The organism is Serratia sp. BNK-33-b (genome assembly GCF_048684565.1).
GTDB lineage: Bacteria > Pseudomonadota > Gammaproteobacteria > Enterobacterales > Enterobacteriaceae > Serratia > Serratia marcescens.
In genome coordinates this window covers 3,438,714-3,458,026 of sequence record NZ_JBLQTZ010000001.1, presented here as the reverse complement: position 1 = coordinate 3,458,026, position 19,313 = coordinate 3,438,714, and the positions used below count along the sequence as shown (strand labels likewise).

The 19,313-nt window shown below is 62.3% G+C and carries 15 protein-coding genes; 13 read left to right on the top strand and 2 right to left on the bottom strand.

Annotation, left to right across the window (positions count from 1 at the left end; all coding sequences use genetic code 11):
• The first annotated feature begins 1 nt into the window (after nt 1).
• The 13 genes from phnD (at nt 2) to urtE (ending at nt 18,752) form a co-directional block, all read left to right on the top strand.
• A complete protein-coding gene (phnD, locus tag ACMGGK_RS16610) occupies nt 2-934 on the top strand; it encodes a phosphonate ABC transporter substrate-binding protein (protein ID WP_004939482.1) in 933 nt (310 codons plus the stop codon).
• A gap of 78 nt (nt 935-1,012) precedes the next feature.
• Entirely contained in the window at nt 1,013-1,876 is an 864-nt protein-coding gene (phnE, locus tag ACMGGK_RS16605) for a phosphonate ABC transporter, permease protein PhnE (RefSeq protein ID WP_016928590.1), read from the top strand.
• Complete coding sequence (gene phnE / locus ACMGGK_RS16600; RefSeq protein WP_033642327.1) at nt 1,873-2,772, top strand: phosphonate ABC transporter, permease protein PhnE; 900 nt, start codon at nt 1,873-1,875, stop codon at nt 2,770-2,772. The genes phnE (ACMGGK_RS16605) and phnE (ACMGGK_RS16600) overlap by 4 nt, the downstream gene beginning before the upstream one ends.
• Before the next feature lie 229 nt (nt 2,773-3,001).
• Entirely contained in the window at nt 3,002-3,466 is a 465-nt protein-coding gene (locus ACMGGK_RS16595) for a DUF1456 family protein (protein WP_016928588.1), read from the top strand.
• A gap of 193 nt (nt 3,467-3,659) precedes the next feature.
• Nucleotides 3,660-6,791, top strand: coding sequence for a right-handed parallel beta-helix repeat-containing protein (locus ACMGGK_RS16590; protein WP_420277038.1), 3,132 nt, complete (start codon nt 3,660-3,662; stop codon nt 6,789-6,791).
• Nucleotides 6,792-7,043: 252 nt separating this feature from the next.
• Nucleotides 7,044-8,873, top strand: coding sequence for an allophanate hydrolase (gene atzF / locus ACMGGK_RS16585; RefSeq protein ID WP_049299495.1), 1,830 nt, complete (start codon nt 7,044-7,046; stop codon nt 8,871-8,873).
• A gap of 2 nt (nt 8,874-8,875) precedes the next feature.
• On the top strand, nt 8,876-12,496 hold the full coding sequence (uca, locus tag ACMGGK_RS16580) for an urea carboxylase (protein WP_337055457.1): 3,621 nt from the start codon (nt 8,876-8,878) through the stop codon (nt 12,494-12,496).
• 14 nt (nt 12,497-12,510) lie between these two features.
• Entirely contained in the window at nt 12,511-13,230 is a 720-nt protein-coding gene (locus ACMGGK_RS16575) for a GntR family transcriptional regulator (RefSeq protein WP_028128266.1), read from the top strand.
• Between the two features lie 26 nt (nt 13,231-13,256).
• A complete protein-coding gene (urtA, locus tag ACMGGK_RS16570; RefSeq protein WP_420277037.1) occupies nt 13,257-14,525 on the top strand; it encodes an urea ABC transporter substrate-binding protein in 1,269 nt (422 codons plus the stop codon).
• Between the two features lie 56 nt (nt 14,526-14,581).
• Nucleotides 14,582-16,162 (top strand): urea ABC transporter permease subunit UrtB, encoded by a 1,581-nt coding sequence (gene urtB / locus ACMGGK_RS16565; protein ID WP_420277036.1) that lies wholly within the window; start codon nt 14,582-14,584, stop codon nt 16,160-16,162.
• Nucleotides 16,162-17,238: an urea ABC transporter permease subunit UrtC gene (gene urtC, locus ACMGGK_RS16560; protein WP_420277035.1), complete on the top strand. Its 1,077-nt coding sequence runs from the start codon at nt 16,162-16,164 to the stop codon at nt 17,236-17,238. Before urtB ends, urtC begins: the two co-directional genes overlap by 1 nt.
• Complete coding sequence (gene urtD / locus ACMGGK_RS16555; protein ID WP_015377102.1) at nt 17,235-18,041, top strand: urea ABC transporter ATP-binding protein UrtD; 807 nt, start codon at nt 17,235-17,237, stop codon at nt 18,039-18,041. Before urtC ends, urtD begins: the two co-directional genes overlap by 4 nt.
• Before the next feature lie 12 nt (nt 18,042-18,053).
• Nucleotides 18,054-18,752 (top strand): urea ABC transporter ATP-binding subunit UrtE, encoded by a 699-nt coding sequence (gene urtE, locus ACMGGK_RS16550; RefSeq protein ID WP_028127913.1) that lies wholly within the window; start codon nt 18,054-18,056, stop codon nt 18,750-18,752.
• A 7-nt stretch (nt 18,753-18,759) separates the two neighbouring features.
• Here the strand turns inward: urtE and ACMGGK_RS16545 are convergent, their stop codons facing one another.
• Nucleotides 18,760-19,059 (bottom strand): type II toxin-antitoxin system RelE/ParE family toxin, encoded by a 300-nt coding sequence (locus ACMGGK_RS16545; protein WP_042783942.1) that lies wholly within the window; start codon nt 19,057-19,059, stop codon nt 18,760-18,762.
• Nucleotides 19,044-19,307 (bottom strand): type II toxin-antitoxin system ParD family antitoxin, encoded by a 264-nt coding sequence (locus tag ACMGGK_RS16540; protein ID WP_049299497.1) that lies wholly within the window; start codon nt 19,305-19,307, stop codon nt 19,044-19,046. Before ACMGGK_RS16540 ends, ACMGGK_RS16545 begins: the two co-directional genes overlap by 16 nt.
• Nucleotides 19,308-19,313 lie beyond the last annotated feature (6 nt).

The window sequence follows — 19,313 nt, the reverse complement described above, 5'->3', positions numbered from 1 at the left end:
GATGAAAAAAGTATTGAGTCTGACCACCCTGATGGCCGGCGCGATGATGGTATTTAATGCTGCCGCAGCGGATGCGCCGAAAGAGCTGAACCTGGGCATTCTCGGCGGCCAGAACGCCACCCAGCAGATCGGCGATAACCAGTGCGTGAAGCAGTTCCTGGATAAAGAGTTGAACGTCGATACCAAGCTGCGCAACTCGTCCGACTATTCCGGCGTGATCCAGGGCCTGCTGGGCGGCAAGATTGACCTGGTGCTGAGCATGTCGCCGTCGTCGTTCGCCTCGGTCTACATCAAGGATCCGAAAGCGGTGGACATCGTCGGCATTGCGGTCGACGACGTTGACCAGTCGCGCGGCTACCACTCGGTGGTGGTGGTGAAGGCCGGCAGCCCGTACCAGAAACTGGAAGACTTGAAAGGCAAGGCCATCGGCTTCGCCGATCCGGATTCGACCTCCGGCTTCCTGATCCCGAACCAGGCGTTTAAAAAGCTGTTCGGCGGCACGGTCGACAATAAATACAACAACACCTTCTCCAGCGTCACCTTCTCCGGCGGCCACGAGCAGGACATCCTCGGCGTGCTGAACGGCCAGTTCGAAGGCGCGGTGACCTGGGCGTCGATGATTGGCGACTACAACACCGGCTACACCAGCGGCGCGTTCACCCGCATGATCCGCATGGATCACCCGGACCTGATGAAGCAGATCCGCATCATTTGGCAGTCGCCGCTGATCCCGAACGGCCCGATCCTGGTGAGCAACTCGCTGCCGGCCGACTTCAAGGCCAAAGTGGTCACCGCCATCAAGAAGCTGGATAAAGACGATCACGCGTGCTTTATCAAAGCGATGGGCGGCAAACAGCACATCGGCGACACTACCCTGGCGGAATACCAGACCATCATCGATATGAAGCGCGAGCTGACCAAAGGCGACCGTTAATTCCCGGCTGCCTCGGCCGTTCGAATGAAGGGGTTCAGCATGCTGAACCCCTTGTTCCATCAAGATGGAAGACCTGCTTTGAATACCGATTTCGCACACTATTACCAACGGATCCGCAGCAAGCAAAAGCGCGAAGCGCTGTTGTGGTCGCTCGGGCTGGTGGTGCTGTACCTGGGCGCCGGCAACCTCGCCGAGTTCAACCTGCACACCGTCTGGGTGTCTATTCCGCACTTCTTCGACTATCTGGCCGAAACCGTGCCGACGTTGCACTGGAACCTGCTGTTCGCCGACGGGCGCACCGAAGGCTCGCTGGCTTACTGGGGCTATCGCCTGAACATTCAGCTGCCGCTGATCTGGGAGACCCTGCAGCTGGCGCTGGCGGCGACCATTTTCTCGGTGCTGGTGGCGACCGTGCTGGCGTTTCTGGCCGCCGGCAATACCTATACCCCCGCCTCGGTGCGGCTGGCGATCCGCACGCTGGTGGCGTTCTTGCGCACCATGCCGGAGCTGGCGTGGGCGGTGATGTTCGTGATGGCGTTCGGCATCGGCGCCATTCCCGGCTTCCTGGCGCTGGCGCTGCACACCATCGGCAGCCTGACCAAGCTGTTCTACGAATCGATCGAAACCGCCTCCAACAAACCGGTGCGTGGGCTGGCGGCCTGCGGCGCTACGCCGCTGCAGCGCATGCGCTTTGGCCTGTGGCCGCAGGTGAAGCCGGTGTTTCTCTCCTACAGCTTCATGCGGCTGGAGATCAACTTCCGTCAGTCGACCATTTTGGGGCTGGTGGGGGCGGGCGGCATCGGCCAGGAGCTGATGACCAACATTAAACTCGACCGTTACGATCAGGTCAGCATGACGCTGCTGCTGATCATCGTGGTGGTTTCCGTGCTCGACTACGTGTCGGGCGAGCTGCGCAAGCGCGTGGTGGAGGGGGCAAAATGACAGCGGGCACTCCGGCGTCGGCGGAAACGCTGCGCCAGCTAAAACAGCAGCATCCGGCGATCTTCGCGCAGCAGGGGCGCTACCTGCGCACCGTCGGCCTGATCGCCTTGGCGATCGTGCTGTACTACGTGTTCTTCTTCCTGGTCTTCGGCATTAGCTGGCCGCAGTTTATCAACGGCTGCCAGCAGCTGGGGCGCTATTTCCTGCGCATGTTCGTCTGGCACGACTTCGCCAACTGGCCGTTCATGTACTACTTCCAGCAGATCGGCATCACCATCGCCATCGTGTTCGCCGGCACCATCACCGCGTCGCTGATCGCGCTGCCGCTGTCGTTCTTCGCCGCGCGCAACGTGATGTCGACGCCGCTGCTGCGGCCGATTTCGGTGCTGGTGCGCCGCTTGCTGGACGTGCTGCGCGGCATCGACATGGCGATCTGGGGGCTGATCTTCGTGCGCGCCGTCGGCATGGGGCCGCTCGCCGGGGTGTTGGCTATCGTGATGCAGGACGTCGGGCTGTTGGGCAAACTGTACGCCGAAGGCCATGAGGCGGTGGACAAGTCCCCCAGCCGCGGCCTGACGGCGGTGGGCGCCAACGGGTTGCAGAAGCACCGCTACGGCATTTTCACCCAGTCGTTCCCCACCTTCCTGGCGCTCAGCCTGTATCAGATCGAGTCCAACACCCGCTCTGCGGCGGTGCTGGGCTTCGTCGGCGCCGGCGGCATCGGCCTGGTGTACGCGGAGAACATGCGGCTGTGGAACTGGGACGTGGTGATGTTCATCACTCTGATCCTGGTGGTGGTGGTGATGATCATGGACAAGGTCTCGTCAATGCTGCGCAACAAGTACATCATCGGCGAAGACATCCCGCTGTATCAGCAAAAAAGCCAAATCGATTGAGAAACCCCTTGCCGATCCCTATACTGCCGCACATTCAAGGTGTGCGGCCATACCCGTCATACTTGGAGCTGCCTCTTTGTTGGCTGCATTTGCGCGCCCCGGTCACATAGTTAACTATGCTCCGGGGCTTACAAATTTGCCGCCGCGATGCAACTCCAATTATTTTGGGTATGGGGCATTTTTTTACAATGCGCACGTCCCCGTTAGACAAATAAGGCAATGCAATCCCATGATGAACAACGACGTGCTGCGCAGCGTGCGCTATATGCTGAGCATTAACAACGCCAAAATGGTCGAGATTATCAAACTGGACGATTTCGAGGTGGCGGTGTCGGCGATGGACGCTTACGTGATCAAAGAAGGCGAGCCGGGCTACGAGAAGTGCCCGGACGAAGTGATGGCGCACTTCCTCAACGGCCTGGTGTTCTTCAAGCGCGGCAAGGACGACAAGTTCCCGGCGCCGGCGGTTGAACTGCCGATCACCAACAACCTGGTGCTGAAAAAGCTGCGCGTGGCGTTCGAGCTGAAAGACACCGACATGCACCAGATTTTCACCGCGGTGGACTTCCGCATCTCCAAGCCGGAGTTGAGCGCGCTGTTCCGTAAAGAGGGCACCAAGAACTACCGCCCGTGCGGCGATCAGATGCTGCGCTACTTCCTCAAAGGGCTGGCGCAGCGCATTCGCGGCGAGTAACGCGCAGCGTTCACCGAACATCAGGCGCAATCGCAAGGTTGCGCCTTTTTTATTGCCCCTCTCCCGCCCGCCGTTGTTGTACTGGCCCTCAGCCATCCGCCATTGATGGTGGGCGTGCCGCCCGTCCGGTTACTTTCTCAGGGTTCGTTCAATTCAATGTCGATTGAAACGTAAAATCCAGAGGAGTAGTTCAATGGCTCAAATGTCAAAAGAAGATCCGCAGTTTAACGCCGCTCAGGTCAATGACGGCGGCGAATTCGCTGAATATACCCCTGAACAGTTCGGCGCCGTAGGCGATGGCCTGGCTGACGATCGAGATGCCGTCAGCGCCATGTTCGCTAAAGTGGCGATTGACGCCGCTAACTCGATGAAAAAACGCCAGGTCAGAATGGCGAATGTCTATCGGTTGACGTTGGGTTCGGCTTGGCAGCCTCTGCAGATCCCTAGCAACTGCCATATTTATGGCGGTGGTGAAATTCACTTGGATGACGATACGCCTCAAATCAACATTTTTAATACCGTTGAACAGTCGAATTTCATCGTGGAAGATCTGAGGATCACGAGAAAGGTGACTCAGAAAGATGCAGATCCTATTTGGTGGTATGCCACTCGCGCGTGTACCGGCATGGCTTTCACCCGTTGTGAACACTTCACCGTGAGAAATTGTGTCATCAGTATGCATACTGATGCTTTGGGCCTTTCTGACTGTACGTCAGTTACCCTTGAGAACAATTTACTTAAAGATTTGGGAGAGGAACCTATCGCAGTTCGTGGCGGCCGCCATATTACGATCCAGAATAACGCGCTGACGAATCACCAGGGTGACGGGATCTTGCTGAAAACGGGCGTGAACCGAGATGCTTATGACATCTTGATTGTGAACAATCATATTCATGATGGACATAAACCCGCTAAACCCGCTGGGGCCGGGCATACGCAAAGAGGGGGTGGGGTGACATTGAATAATGAAGTGACCGGCACGCCTCATTCATTCACTAACCTGACCGTTGCCAATAACCATATTGTTAATACCAGCTATGGCATCTCGCTGGGTGGAATCAGTGACATTAATATCTCTAATAACTATATCAAAACGATTGAAAGGTTCGGCATTCAGATCGACTATTCCTTAGTAAATAACCCCACCAAAATCCCTACGAATAATTCACGAATTATTGGGAATCACGTTGAAGATACCGTTGAGAATGGCATCGACTATCACGGCAATAACGATATTTCTGTCGCGGAGTCCGTTATCGCAGATAACTTTTTAAATTACTGTGGTAACTCCACGACGTCGGCCTTCAATGGCATTGCCGCAACGGAGGCGACCCTCTCAGGCAATATTATCAATAACTGTAAGGTCGCTCTGTTCGCCAATAGCTGCGTGATGACCGGCAACAAGATAACCAACTCCGGATGGACCAGCAGCCAGGTATGGATCAAGCTCTATGGCGACCGTACGGTGTTTTCCGGCAACCGGGTAACGGACTCTGATTTTGGCTATATCCGCTTTTTGAATGGGAAAAACGCCATTATTGAAGGGAATGTGATTAAGCTTGCTGCGCCTGCTCGGGCGCTGGAGTTAGGCGGGGCATTTGACGAAACGACCCTCATTGGCAAGAACGCCTGGGATTGCGCTTTTAAACCGATTCTCTCTACGATTGCAGGGGTAACGGGCAATCAACTCATTCAGTATTCCTTCCCGAATGAAGGCGTGCCCCACATTACCCCTCAGATGTTCGGCGCGAAGGGCGATTGGAATGATACAGCTGGCGTTGGTACGGATGATACGCAGGCGTTTAAACAGGCTATAGCTTATGCGATTAGCCAAGGCTGCAAGAAGCTCTATGTTCCTGCCGGCAACTATTACATTACAGATACCTTAAATTTAGGGGGAGAAAACTACACCGGAGATAAAGGCATTGCGATAGAGGGTGAAAATTGGATTAGTACGAAATTCTTCTTTAAGCCGACGTCTAATGATCATGCATGTTTTGAGTCGAAAGGCGGTTCCGGGATCCATACCAACAGATATATCAGCGATGTGACGATTACGCCGGCCAAGGGCGCGTTATATACGGGCACCGGCTATCGGATCAATGGTTCCTGTTTCATGCGGCATGAAAGATTGCTGATTATGAAGTTTTTTGTGAACTTACACCTGTTGAACGGCTATGCCGGCGCGTTTACCGAGTTCGTCAGTTTTCACTCTTGCCGGTTCCACCGTGGCTTGTCGAACATCTTGATGGAAAGCAATGGCGGGGATAGCTCCTTCCACGGCGTGGGGTTCCATGAAATTCAATGTCAGATCAAGGTCTCCGGCAACCCGGGCGATGGTGGCACAAATACGGATGCCGGCGTGGGGCTGGAGTTGAGAGGAAACGCCAACAGCGTAACGTGGTACAACGGTTTCTGCTATATCCACCTGTTCGGCGGCGTCGGCGCTACGGCGATCAAACTCACCCGAACCAACACCGATAACATCCTGGGGCAGTTTACTTGCGAAGGTGAAACCATTCTTCAGAGTGATGGAAGCACCTTTGAATGTCGGGGCGGTTTCTATAACGTGGGTAATACCACTTACAATGTGGCTGCAGAACCGGTAAACGGCATCGCGGCGGCATTTGTGTTTGATAACATGCTGAGCAATACGACAAGATTCGCCAACGCGGCAATCGCCGATATGGCTCCTAGGCAACTTCCGTGGTCCTTGGCGGACAGGGCCAGCCATGGCGCTTATCCGGCCATTTTCCATGGTATCAAGGACGGCTCCGATAACCTGTTCTATGCCGCCAAAGGAGGGAGTATCAGCTACCATTATTTTGGCGGCATTTCTCCAGGCAATAACCTTCAGGGGTTTGAACCGGGCGTCAGGTTGGCTCAGGACGGGGCTTCTTTAATTAGTTTTTCACCTAAGTTTACGCTTGGCGCTAATAACAATACGACCAGCAGCGGCGTATCCATCTCCCCGGCGGATTTTTCGCCGCAGAAGGATATCGCGACCGCCTTAGGACAACCCTCATTTAAATGGAGCGGGTTGTACACCAAGCAGTTAACGGTTGCGGATAATGGCATCTATCCGGCCGGTAACGGCGCTTATCCTATTGGTGGGCCGAATAACCAATTCTCCTCCGGCCACATAAAAGTGTTGAATATTTATGATTCAGCGAACGTGAACGGAGATCCTGTAGGTGTCAGAGTTGCTGTCCCCGCTTCGGCCGTTGCGCCCGGTAAAATAGGCCAATGGTCGGCAGACTCCACGTTCTTTTATATTTGCACGGCGGCCAATACCTGGAGAAGGGTAGCGCTCACCACATGGTAGGTACTGAGCTTGCGGCTGACGGTTGACCTATCCCCATCGACCTCCGGGGCGGCGAGTGTCGTCGCCCCGGTTTTTTCTCTGCGCCATCCCGCCATTGCACTCTTTTTGTTCCCCGCTGCGCGCCGCTGGTGCAGCCCGTTCGCCGCCGTCGTCATAAGTTTTAATTATAATTTATTGAAATCATGAGATTAAAAACTGGCACGCCGGTTGCTCTGTTGAATCCCATCTTGTGTACCAGATGGAATTCAGTCGATGAGCGAACCTGTTGAAGCGTGCGGTTTTACCCTCAGTGAATGGCAGCACCATTATCAAACCCGTCCGGCGGGCGAGCGCCTCGCCTGCGTCAGTGCGACGATCGAAACGTTGGTCGCCGGCCTGAACCCGGACGATAACGCCTGGCTGTATCTCGCCACGCCGGCGCAGCGCGAGCAGCAGTATCAACAGCTGGCGCAACGGCTGGCGGCGGTCGCCGGCGATCTCAGCCGCCTGCCGCTGTTCGGCGTGCCCTTCGCCATCAAAGACAATATCGACGTCGGCGGCTGGCCGACCAGCGCCGCCTGCCCGGCGTTCACCTACCAGGCCGCGGCGGACGCTACCGTGGTCGCCCACCTGCGCGCCGCCGGGGCGATCGCCCTCGGTAAAACCAACCTCGACCAGTTCGCTACCGGGTTGGTGGGCACCCGCTCACCTTATGGCGCGGTGGTCAACAGCTTCGACAGCCGCTACGTCAGCGGCGGTTCCAGTTCCGGCTCCGCCTCGGTGGTGGCGCGCGGCCTGGTGCCGTTTGCGCTGGGCACCGACACCGCCGGTTCGGGACGCGTGCCCGCCGGGTTCAACAACATCGTCGGGCTGAAGCCGACCAAGGGGCGGTTATCCAACCGCGGCGTGGTGCCGGCCTGCCGGTTGAACGATACGGTGTCGGTCTTCGCGCTGACGGTGGCCGACGCCGCGCAGGTGGCGGAACTGGCGAGCGGCTTTGACGCGGCAGACCCGTATTCCCGCCCCGATCCGCATACCGCGCCGGCGGATATCCCCGCCGCGCCGCGTTTCGCCGTTCCCGCCCAGCTGGAGTTTTTCGGCGACGTGCAGGCCGAGCGGGCGTTTCACCAGGCGCTGGCGCAGCTGCAGGCGGGCGGCGCCACGCTGGAACCCCTCGATTTCGCGCCGTTTCGCACTCTGGCGGAACAGCTGTATTACGGCCCCTGGGTGGCGGAGCGCACGGTAGCCATTGAGCAGGTGCTGGAAGCGAACCCGCAGGCCATCGATCCGGTGGTGCGCGGCATCGTCGGCAACGGCCTCGGCTACAGCGCCTGCGACGCCTACAAGGCGGAATACCTGCGCGCCGAGCTGGCGCGGCAAATCGCCCAGCGGCTGGCGCCGTTCGACGCGCTGGTGGTGCCGACCGCGCCCACTATCCGCACTCTGGCGGAGATGGCGCAGGAGCCGGTGCTGTTCAACTCGCAATTCGGCACTTACACCAATTTCACCAACCTGGCCGATCTGAGCGCGCTGGCGCTGCCGGGGCCGCTGCGCGAAGACGGTCTGCCGGCGGGCATCACTCTGATTGCGCCCGCCTGGCATGACCGGGCGCTGGCGGCGTTTGGCCTGCGCTGGCAACGGCAAAGCGCCTTGCCGCTCGGGGCCATCGGCCGGGCATTGCCGCCGCAGCCTGTGCCTGCGCCGTCCACAGGGCATGTGCGTCTGGCGGTAGTGGGCGCTCACCTCAGCGGCATGCCGCTCAACGTCCAACTGACGCAGCGCGATGCGGTGCGGGTGGAACAAACCGTCACCGCTCCCTGTTACCGCCTGTACGCGTTGGCCGATACCGAGCCGCCGAAGCCGGGGCTGGCGCGCGCGGCGCAGGGGGCGGCGATCCGCGTTGAGCTGTGGGACATCCCGCTGGCCCGTTTCGGCGAGTTTGTGGCGGAAATTCCGGCGCCATTGGGCATCGGCACGCTGCTGCTGGCGGACGGCCGACGGGTGAAGGGGTTTATCTGCGAAGCCTGGGCGCTGGAAGGCGCCACGGATATCACTGAGTTTGGCGGCTGGCGTGATTATCTCGCCAGCGTTGAGGGGGCATGAACATGTTTACTACCGTACTGATCGCTAACCGCGGCGAAATCGCCTGCCGCGCCATTCGCACCCTGAAACGCCTGGGCGTAACCAGCGTGGCGGTCTACTCCGACGCCGACCGCAATGCGCCGCACGTCGCCGAAGCCGACAGGGCGGTGGCGCTCGGCGGCGACAAGGCCGCCGACAGCTACCTGCGCATCGACAAGATCCTCGCGGCGGCCGCCGCCACCGGCGCGCAGGCGATCTACCCCGGCTACGGCTTTTTGTCCGAGAGCGCCGAGTTTGCCGATGCCTGCGAAGCGGCGGGCATCGCCTTTATCGGCCCGACGGCGGCGCAGATGCGCGAGTTCGGCCTCAAGCACCGGGCGCGCGAGCTGGCGGCGTTGGCCGGGGTACCGATGACGCCGGGCACCGGCTTGCTGGAGAGCGTTGAGCAGGCGGTCTCGGCCGCCGCGCGCATCGGCTACCCGGTGATGCTGAAAAGCACCGCCGGCGGCGGCGGCATCGGTCTGACGCGCTGTGACGACGAGGCGGCGCTGCGCGACGCGTACGACAGCGTCAAACGGCTGGGAGAGCAGTTCTTCCGCGACGCCGGCGCCTTTATCGAACGCTTCGTCGATCGGGCGCGCCACGTCGAGGTGCAGATTTTCGGCGACGGCCAGGGGCGGGTGGCGGCGCTCGGCGAGCGCGACTGTTCGCTGCAGCGGCGCAACCAAAAGGTGGTGGAGGAAACCCCGGCGCCGCACCTGCCGGCGGCGACTCGCCAGGCGCTGCATCGGGCGGCGGTGGCGCTGGGCGAGTCGGTGAATTACCGCAGCGCCGGCACCGTAGAGTTTATCTATGACGCCGCGCGCGACGAGTTTTACTTTCTGGAAGTGAACACCCGCTTACAGGTCGAGCACCCGGTCACCGAAATGGTCACCGGCCTGGATCTGATCGCATGCATGCTGCAGGTGGCGGCGGGCGACGCGCTGGATTGGGCGGCGCTGCAACGCGCGCCGCAGGGCGCGGCGATCGAAGTGCGTCTCTACGCCGAAGATCCGCTGAAAAACTTCCAGCCCAGCCCTGGCGTGCTGACCGAGGTGCATTTCCCTGACGACGTGCGCCTCGACGGTTGGGTGGCGACCGGCAGCGAAGTGTCGGCGTTTTACGACCCGATGATCGCCAAGCTGATCGTGCACGGCGCCGATCGGGCGCAGGCGCTGGAAAAATTGCGTGTGGCGCTGGCGGCGACCCGTTTGCACGGCATCGCCACCAACCTCGACTATCTGCGGCAGGTGATCGCCACGCCGCAATTTCAGCGCGGCGACGTCTGGACGCGCCTGCTGGACGATGTGCGTTTCCAGCCGCACTGCCTCGAAGTGCTGCAACCCGGCACCTACAGCAGCGTGCAGGATTATCCCGGCCGCCTCGGCTATTGGGACATCGGCGTGCCGCCGTCCGGCCCGATGGACGACTTCGCGTTTCGACTGGCCAACCGCATCGTCGGCAACCACCCGGCGGCGGCCGGGCTGGAGTTTACCCTGCAGGGGCCGACGCTGCGCTTTCACTGCGACGCCACCATCGCGCTGACGGGCGCGAGCTGCCCGGCCGAACTGGATGGCGAGGCGGTTGCGTATTGGCGGCCGATCGCGGTGCGGGCCGGGCAGGTATTGACGCTGGGGCGCGCCACACACGGCTGCCGCACCTATCTGGCGGTACGCAACGGCTTTGACGTGCCGGTGTATCTCGGCAGCCGCTCCACCTTCGCGCTGGGCCAGTTCGGCGGCCACGCCGGGCGCACCTTGCGCGTGGCGGACATGCTGGCGATCGCCCAACCGGCGCTGGCGGCCAGCACCACGCCGGCGCCGATCGCCGCGCCGCAGGCGATGGACGACAGCCTGATCCCGCACTACGGCGACCAGTGGCACATCGGCGTGCTGTACGGGCCGCACGGCGCGCCGGACTTTTTCACCGCTGAATCGATAGAGGCCTTCTTCGCCACCGACTGGCAGGTGCATTACAACTCCAACCGCCTCGGCGTGCGCCTGGCGGGGCCGAAGCCCGAGTGGGCGCGGGAGGACGGCGGCGAGGCCGGTTTGCATCCTTCCAACGTGCACGACTGCGAGTACGCCATCGGCGCCATCAACTTCACCGGCGACTTCCCGGTGATCCTGACCCGCGACGGGCCGAGCCTTGGCGGCTTCGTCTGCCCGGTGACCATCGCCAAGGCCGAACTGTGGAAAGTGGGGCAGGTGAAGCCGGGCGACCGCATCCGTTTCCATCCGATCGGCTTCCGGCAGGCGCAGACGCTGGAGCAGGCGCAGCTCGGCAGCATCGAAGCGCTGGCGGCGGTGAAGGCCATCACCCTGCCGCCGCCGGATCTGGCCCCGGCGGAGACCGTTTCCGCCGCGGTGCTGGCGGCGCTGCCGGCGGCGGACGGGCGCCCGGCGGTGGCGTATCGCCAGGCGGGGGACGGCTACATCCTGATGGAGTACGGCGACAACGTGCTCGATCTGGCGCTGCGGCTGCGCATTCATCTGCTGATGCAGTCGCTGCGTGAGGAGGCGATACCGGGCGTGGCGGAGCTGGCGCCGGGCGTGCGTTCGCTGCAGATCCGCTACGACAGCCGGCTGATAAGCCAGGCCGACCTGCTGCAGCGCCTGCTGGCGCGCGAACGGGCGCTGGGGGACGTCAGCCGCCTGAAGGTGCCGACGCGCACCGTCTGGCTGCCGATGGCGTTCGAGGATTCGGCCACGCTGGGGGCGGTGGATCGCTATCAGCAGACGGTGCGCGCCTCGGCGCCCTGGCTGCCGAACAACGTCGATTTCATTCAGCGCATCAACGGTCTGAGCCAACGCGAGCAGGTGCGCGACATTCTGTTCGACGCCAGCTACCTGATCCTCGGGCTGGGAGACGTCTACCTCGGCGCGCCCTGCGCGGTGCCGCTCGATCCGCGCCATCGCCTGCTGAGCTCCAAATATAACCCGGCGCGCACCCACACCGCCGAAGGGACGGTCGGCATCGGCGGCATGTACATGTGCATCTACGGCATGGACTCGCCGGGCGGTTACCAGCTGGTCGGGCGCACGCTGCCGATCTGGAACAAGTTTCTCAAAAACCCGCAGTTCACCGCCGGTGAACCCTGGCTGCTGCGCTTCTTCGATCAGGTGCGCTTCTATCCGGTCAGCGAGCAAGAGTTGGACGAGCAGCGCGAAGCGTTCCGTGAAGGGCGCATGCAGGTGCGCATCGAAGAGAGCGAGTTCGACTTCGCCGCCTACACCCGTTTCCTGGCCGACAACGCCGAGGCGATCGCCGACTTCCAGCATCGCCAGCAACAGGCGTTCAGCGCCGAAGTGGCGCGCTGGCGCAGCGATGACGACGAGGCCGAGGCGCAGCTGTTGCCGCCGGAGGAAGAAGACGCCATCGACGGCGATCTGGTCAGCGCCGATCTGAACGGCAGCGTGTGGAAGATCCTGGTGGAACCGGGGCAGGCGGTGGCGGCCGGGCAGCCGCTGATCGTGGTCGAGGCGATGAAAATGGAGCTGGCGGTCACCGCGCCGCGCGCCGGGATCGTTAAACGCATCAGCTGCCGGCAGGGGCGGCCGGTCGGGCCGGGCGACGCCCTGCTGTGGCTGGAAAAGGCGGTCTGAACGGAGGAGCGATGATGCAAATCACCAACGGAGAGCACAAGGCGCGCCCGGAGGGGCTGGCGGAGCGCATTTATCTGCAGCTCAAGGCCGACATCTTCGAGTTTCGCCTGCTGCCGGGCGATCGCTTCAGCGAAAGCGACGTGGCGCAGCGCATGGCGGCCAGCCGCACGCCGGTGCGTCAGGCGCTGTTTCGGCTGGAGCGCGAAGGCTATGTCGAGGTGCTGTTTCGCAGCGGCTGGCAGGTGCGGCCGTTCGACTTCGCCTACTTCGAAGAGCTGTACGACCTGCGCATCGTGCTGGAACAAGAGGCGGTGAAACGGCTGTGCGAACGCCCGGCCGGGGAAACGCCGGACGCGCTGGCGGCGCTGAGCCATTTTTGGACCGCAGCGCCGCGTCTGGCGGACGGCAAGGCGGTGTCGCAGCACGATGAGCAGTTTCATCAGGCGTTGGTGGCCGCGGCGGGCAACGGCGAAATGGCGCGCATTCACCGCGAACTGACCGAAAAGATCCGCATCATTCGCCGGCTGGATTTCACCCAGCAGGCGCGGGTGGACGCCACCTACCGCGAGCACGCCGCCATTTTGCAGGCGATCCTGCGGCGGCAAAGCGGGGCGGCGCAAACGCTGCTCGGCGAGCACATCGCCGTCAGCAAGGCAGAGGTACGAAAAATAACGCTGCACATGTTGCACCAGGCGCGGGCTCAGCAGCCTGCGCGCTCGGCGCAACAATTTTGATTTCACACACATCGGGAGTTTGAACTATGCAACGTCGTCGTTTTATCAAAGCTTTTGCGCTGTCCGCCGCCGCGATCGGCATGGGCCTGGCCTGGAGCGCGCAGGCCGCCGACACCATCAAGGTCGGCATTCTGAGTTCGCTCTCCGGCACCATGGCGATTTCCGAGACGCCGCTGAAGGATGTGGCGCTGATGACCATCGACGAGATCAACGCCAAAGGCGGGGTGCTCGGCAAAAAGCTGGAGCCGGTGGTGGTGGATCCGGCCTCCAACTGGCCGCTGTTCGCCGAAAAGGCGCGCCAGCTGCTGAGCCAGGACAAGGTGGCGGCGGTGTTCGGCTGCTGGACCTCGGTGTCGCGCAAGTCGGTGCTGCCGGTGTTTGAGGAGCTGAACGGACTGCTGTTCTACCCGGTGCAATACGAAGGCGAAGAGATGTCGCCGAACGTGTTCTACACCGGCGCGGCGCCGAACCAGCAGGCGATCCCGGCGGTGGAATACCTGCTGAGCGAGGATGGCGGCGGCGCCAAGCGCTTCTTCCTGCTGGGCACCGATTACGTCTATCCGCGCACCACCAACAAGATCCTGCGCGCCTTCCTGCACAGCAAAGGCGTGCAGGACAAGGATATCGAAGAGGTCTATACGCCGTTCGGCTACAGCGATTACCAGACCATCGTCGCCAACATCAAGAAATTCGCCGCCGGCGGCAACACCGCGGTGATCTCCACCATCAACGGCGATTCCAACGTGCCGTTCTACAAAGAACTCGCCAACCAGGGCGTCAAGGCCACCGACGTGCCGGTGATCGCCTTCTCGGTCGGCGAGGAAGAGCTGCGCGGCATCGACACCAAACCGCTGGTGGGCAACCTGGCGGCCTGGAACTACTTCGAATCGCTGGATAACCCGACCAACAAACAGTTTGTCAGCCAGTGGAAAGCCTACGCCAAGGCGCACAATCTGCCGAATTACGCCACCGCGGTGACCAACGATCCGATGGAAGCCACCTACGTCGGCCTCCACATGTGGGCGCAGGCGGTGGAAAAGGCCGGCACTACCGACGTCGATAAGGTGCGCGCCGCGATGGCCGGGCAAACCTTCGCCGCGCCGTCGGGCTACACGCTGACCATGGACAAGACCAATCACCACCTGCACAAACCGGTGATGATTGGCGAGATCGAGGGCAACGGGCAGTTCAACGTGGTGTGGCAGACCGAAGCGCCGGTGCGCGCGCAGCCGTGGAGTCCCTATATCGCCGGCAACGACAAAAAACCGGATTACCCGGTGAAAGGCGGCAAGTAACGTCACTCAGCGCCGGCGCGGCTCGACGCGCGCCGGCCCAACAGAAGAGGCAGCTGATGCAATCTCCGTTTTTATCCTCTCTGCGCGCCGGGCTGTGGCTGTTGTGCGCCTGGCCCCTGCTGGCGCAGGCCGGGCCGGCCGATGAGTTCGCGGCGGCCAATCGCGCGCAGCAGGCCAAACTGCTGCAGGCGTGGGCGGCCGAGCCGGACGCCGCGCGCCTGCCGTTGCTGCAGGGGCTGCAGCAGGAAACCGTGGCGATCGACGAGGCGAAGCGCGCCTTTATCCGCCAGGGCTATCGCTATCTGCCGCTTGAAGGTGAGGCGGCCCCGGTTGGCGAGCCGAAGAAGGTGTGGCTGAACAACCGGCTGCGCATTCTGATCGCCAATGCGTTGTCGGCGCAGCGGCTGGTCAGCGCGGACGCGGCGGTGCGGCTGCAGGCGGCGACCGCGCTGCAGCGCGAAGCGCAGGGCGAGCAGCTGCCGCTGTTGACCCGGCGGCTGGCGCAGGAGAAAGACCCGCAGGTGCGCGACGCGCTGAGCATTGCGCTGGCGAACCTGCAATTGGCCGACGCCAGCCCGCAGGTGCGTTTCAATGCGGTGCGGCTGCTGGGGGAATCGGGCGAGCCGGAAACCCGCGCGCGGCTGCAGGCGTTGACCGATGCGGCCAATGAGCCGGACGCCGCGGTGCGCGCCGAGGCGCAACGCAGCCTGCAGCGCGTGCAGCACCGCCTGATGATCGGCGATCTGCTCGGCCAGGCGTTCAGCGGCCTGTCGCTCGGTTCGATCCTGCTGCTGGCGGCGCTCGGCCTGGCGATCACCTACGGCCTGCTCGGCGTCATCAATATGGCGCACGGCGAAATGCTGATGCTCGGCGCCTATTCGGCCTATCTGGTGCAGGGGGTGTTTCAGCAATTTGCGCCGCAGTGGCTGGCGCTCTATCCGCTGGCGGCGCTGCCGGTGGCGTTCGCCATCACCGCCGGGATCGGCATGGCGCTTGAGCGTACGGTGATCCGCCACCTGTACGGCCGGCCGCTGGAAACCCTGCTGGCCACCTGGGGCATCAGCCTGGTGCTGATCCAACTGGTGCGGGTGCTGTTCGGCGCGCAGAACGTCGAGGTCGCCAACCCGGCGTGGCTGTCGGGCGGCGTGCAGCTGTTGCCGAACCTGGTGTTGCCGTGGAACCGCATCGCGGTGATCGCGTTCGTGCTGCTGGTGCTGGCGTTGACCTGGCTGCTGCTGAACAAGACCCGGCTCGGCATGAACGTGCGCGCGGTGACGCAAAACCGCGCGATGGCGGCCTGCTGCGGCGTGCCCACCGGGCGGGTGGACATGCTGGCCTTCGGGTTGGGATCCGGCATCGCCGGGCTCGGCGGGGTGGCGCTGTCGCAGTTGGGTAACGTCGGGCCGGAGCTGGGGCAAGGTTACATCATCGATTCGTTCCTGGTGGTGGTGCTCGGCGGCGTCGGCCAGCTGGCGGGGACGGTGGCGGCGGCCTTCGGCCTCGGCATCGTCAACAAGATCCTCGAGCCGCAGATCGGCGCCGTGTTGGGCAAGATCCTGATCCTGGTGCTGATCGTTCTGTTTATTCAAAAGCGTCCGCAGGGGCTGTTCGCCCTTAAGGGCAGGGTGATTGACTGATGAGCCAACCATTGACCGTAACCGGCGTGCAGAAAGCGCCCCGGCTGGCGTTGAGCATCGGCGGGCTGGCGTTGCTGGCGCTGCTGGTCATGCCGTTCATGACGCTGTTGCCGGCGGGTCATCCGCTGGCGGTGTCCACCTATACCCTGACGCTGGCGGGCAAGATCCTGTGCTACGCGGTGGTGGCGGTGGCGCTCGATCTGGTGTGGGGCTATGCCGGGCTGCTGTCGCTCGGCCACGGGCTGTTCTTCGCGCTCGGCGGCTACGCCATGGGCATGTACCTGATGCGGCAGGCGGCGGGCGACGGGCTGCCGGCGTTTATGGCGTTCCTCTCCTGGAATGAGCTGCCGTGGTTCTGGAGCGGCACCCAGCATTTCGCCTGGGCGCTGTGCCTGATCGTGCTGGTGCCGGGCCTGTTGGCTTTCCTGTTCGGCTACTTCGCCTTTCGCTCGAAAATCAAAGGGGTGTATTTCTCGATCATGACCCAGGCGCTGACCTATGCCGGCATGCTGCTGTTCTTTCGCAACGAGACCGGTTTCGGCGGCAATAACGGCTTTACCGGTTTCACCACGCTGCTCGGCTTTCCCATCACCGCCGCCGGCACGCGGGTGGCGCTGTTCCTGGCGACGGTGCTGCTGCTGGCCGCCAGCCTGGCCATCGGCTTTGTGCTGGCGCGCAGCAAGTTCGGCCGGGTGCTGACCGCGGTGCGCGATGCGGAAAACCGCCTGACCTTCTGCGGCTACGATCCGAAGGGCTTCAAGCTGTTCGTCTGGACGCTGTCGGCGGTGCTGTGCGGGCTGGCCGGCGCGCTCTATGTGCCGCAGGTCGGCATCATCAACCCCGGCGAAATGTCGCCGACCAACTCGATCGAGGCCGCCATTTGGGTCGCCCTCGGCGGGCGCGGCACCCTGGTGGGGCCGCTGCTCGGCGCCGGCATCGTCAACGGCGCCAAGAGCTGGTTCACCATGGCCATTCCCGAATACTGGCAGTTTTTCCTCGGCCTGATGTTTATCGTCGTCACGCTGTTTCTCCCGAAAGGAGTGATTGGCCTGCTGCGTCGGAGGAAAAGCTCATGAAGGCGATGCAAGTGACCGACGAACTGTTTACCCACCCGCTGCCGGCGGATAAATACCGGCAGCAAACCGATCCGGTGCTGCAGCTCGACAATGTCAACGTCAGCTTCGACGGTTTTCGCGCGCTGACCGATCTGTCGCTGCGCATTGGCGTCGGTGAACTGCGCTGCGTGATCGGCCCCAACGGCGCCGGCAAGACCACGCTGATGGATGTGATCACCGGTAAGACCCGGCCGGACAGCGGCAGGGTGTTTTACGATCAGACCGTCGATCTGACCCGGCTGGCGCCGATGCAGATCGCCCACGCCGGCATCGGCCGCAAGTTTCAAAAACCGACGGTGTTCGAGGCGCTGACGGTGTTCGAAAATCTGGAGATCGCCCAGAAAACCCGTAAGTCGGTGTGGGCCTGCCTGCGCGCCCGCCTGAGCAGCGAACAGCGCGACCGCATCGACGAGATGCTGAAGACCCTGCGGCTGGGGCATGAACGCCACCGGCCCGCCGGGCTGCTGTCCCACGGGCAGAAACAGTTTCTCGAGATCGGCATGCTGCTGGTGCAGGAGCCGCACCTGCTGCTGCTCGACGAGCCGGCGGCCGGCATGACCGACGCCGAAACCGACTACACCGCCGAACTGTTCCGCGAGCTGGCGGGCAAGCATTCGCTGATGGTGGTGGAGCACGATATGGGGTTTGTGGAGACCATCGCCGATCGCGTGACGGTGCTGCATCAGGGGCAGGTGCTGGCGGAAGGATCGCTGGCGCAGGTGCAGGCCGATGAGCGAGTTATTGAGGTATATCTGGGGCGCTGAGGAGGCGTAATCATGCTGCAGGTAGAGGAATTGAATCAATATTACGGCGGCAGCCACATTCTGCGCGGCCTGTCGTTCGAGGCGCGCATCGGCGAGGTGACCTGCCTGCTGGGGCGCAACGGCGTGGGCAAGACCACGCTGCTGAAATGCCTGATGGGGCTGGTCCCGGCGCGCAGCGGCAGCGTCCGTTGGCGGGGCGAAGCCATCACCGGTAAAAAGCCGCATCAGCGGGTGCAGGCGGGCATCGCCTATGTGCCGCAGGGGCGGGAAATTTTCCCGCGCCTGACGGTGGAGGAAAATCTGCTGATGGGGCTGGCGCGTTTTTCCGGCGCCGACGCGCGCGCGGTGCCGGATCCGATCTATGAACTGTTTCCGGTGCTGCGGCAAATGAAGGATCGGCGCGGCGGCGATCTCTCTGGCGGGCAGCAACAGCAGCTGGCGATCGGCCGGGCGCTGGCCTGCCGGCCGCAGCTGTTGATCCTCGACGAACCGACGGAAGGGATCCAGCCTTCGGTGATCAAGGAGATCGGCGCGGTGATCAAACAGCTGGCGGCGCGGGGCGATATGGCGATCCTGCTGGTGGAGCAGTTCTATGACTTCGCCGCCGATCTGGCGGACAGCTATCTGGTGATGTCGCGCGGCAGCATCGTGCAGCGCGGCGCCGGCAGCAATATGGAACAGGACGGCGTCCGCGGGCTGGTGGCGATTTAACGTTGGGTCAGCTGAAAAAGGATTGGCTGAGCGGATCGCGGGAATGATGCAGCACTCTGATGATATTCACCTCCCGCCTGTGCTGTCGAAAATAAATCAGGTGGTTGGCGACGGGCAATACCCATAGGCCGGGGCCGATTGCATCGATGTTTTTGCCGAGTTGGTGGTGGCTAAGGTTATCGAAAGCCTGATGCAGGCGGCGCAGATAATCTTCGGCCACCTGCAAGCCAAAGTGCGCCAACCCGTAAAAATAGATCTCTTCCATATCGTCCAACGCTTTTGGACGAACGGTTACTCTCCTGCGCATCCTTTTGCTTTGCCCCGTATTCTTTCCATGAACACATCACGATCCCATTCGACGGCTTCGCCGCTGTTCTCTCCTTCGGCGATCAAGCGCCTAAGCTCTTCCAGTTTTGAGGCGGCGGTACGTTCGCGCAAAGTGCGCACGGATTCGCGGATGACTTCGCTGGGCGTTCGGTAATCGCCGCTGGCCACCAGGTCTTCGACGAAGCTACGCAGTTCGTCACCCAGATCTACCGTTAGTGTTCTGCCCATTGTTCC

Excerpts from the sequence above, each read along its gene's own strand:
- phnD (WP_004939482.1), top strand. The coding sequence starts at position 2 with ATGAAAAAAGTATTGAGTCTGACCACCCTGATGGCCGGCGCGATGATG.
- phnE (WP_033642327.1), top strand. The coding sequence starts at position 1,873 with ATGACAGCGGGCACTCCGGCGTCGGCGGAAACGCTGCGCCAGCTAAAA.
- ACMGGK_RS16595 (WP_016928588.1), top strand. The coding sequence starts at position 3,002 with ATGATGAACAACGACGTGCTGCGCAGCGTGCGCTATATGCTGAGCATT.
- ACMGGK_RS16590 (WP_420277038.1), top strand. The coding sequence starts at position 3,660 with ATGGCTCAAATGTCAAAAGAAGATCCGCAGTTTAACGCCGCTCAGGTC.
- atzF (WP_049299495.1), top strand. The coding sequence starts at position 7,044 with ATGAGCGAACCTGTTGAAGCGTGCGGTTTTACCCTCAGTGAATGGCAG.
- uca (WP_337055457.1), top strand. The coding sequence starts at position 8,876 with ATGTTTACTACCGTACTGATCGCTAACCGCGGCGAAATCGCCTGCCGC.
- ACMGGK_RS16575 (WP_028128266.1), top strand. The coding sequence starts at position 12,511 with ATGCAAATCACCAACGGAGAGCACAAGGCGCGCCCGGAGGGGCTGGCG.
- urtA (WP_420277037.1), top strand. The coding sequence starts at position 13,257 with ATGCAACGTCGTCGTTTTATCAAAGCTTTTGCGCTGTCCGCCGCCGCG.
- urtB (WP_420277036.1), top strand. The coding sequence starts at position 14,582 with ATGCAATCTCCGTTTTTATCCTCTCTGCGCGCCGGGCTGTGGCTGTTG.
- urtC (WP_420277035.1), top strand. The coding sequence starts at position 16,162 with ATGAGCCAACCATTGACCGTAACCGGCGTGCAGAAAGCGCCCCGGCTG.
- urtD (WP_015377102.1), top strand. The coding sequence starts at position 17,235 with ATGAAGGCGATGCAAGTGACCGACGAACTGTTTACCCACCCGCTGCCG.
- urtE (WP_028127913.1), top strand. The coding sequence starts at position 18,054 with ATGCTGCAGGTAGAGGAATTGAATCAATATTACGGCGGCAGCCACATT.
- ACMGGK_RS16545 (WP_042783942.1), bottom strand. The coding sequence starts at position 19,059 with ATGCGCAGGAGAGTAACCGTTCGTCCAAAAGCGTTGGACGATATGGAA.
- ACMGGK_RS16540 (WP_049299497.1), bottom strand. The coding sequence starts at position 19,307 with ATGGGCAGAACACTAACGGTAGATCTGGGTGACGAACTGCGTAGCTTC.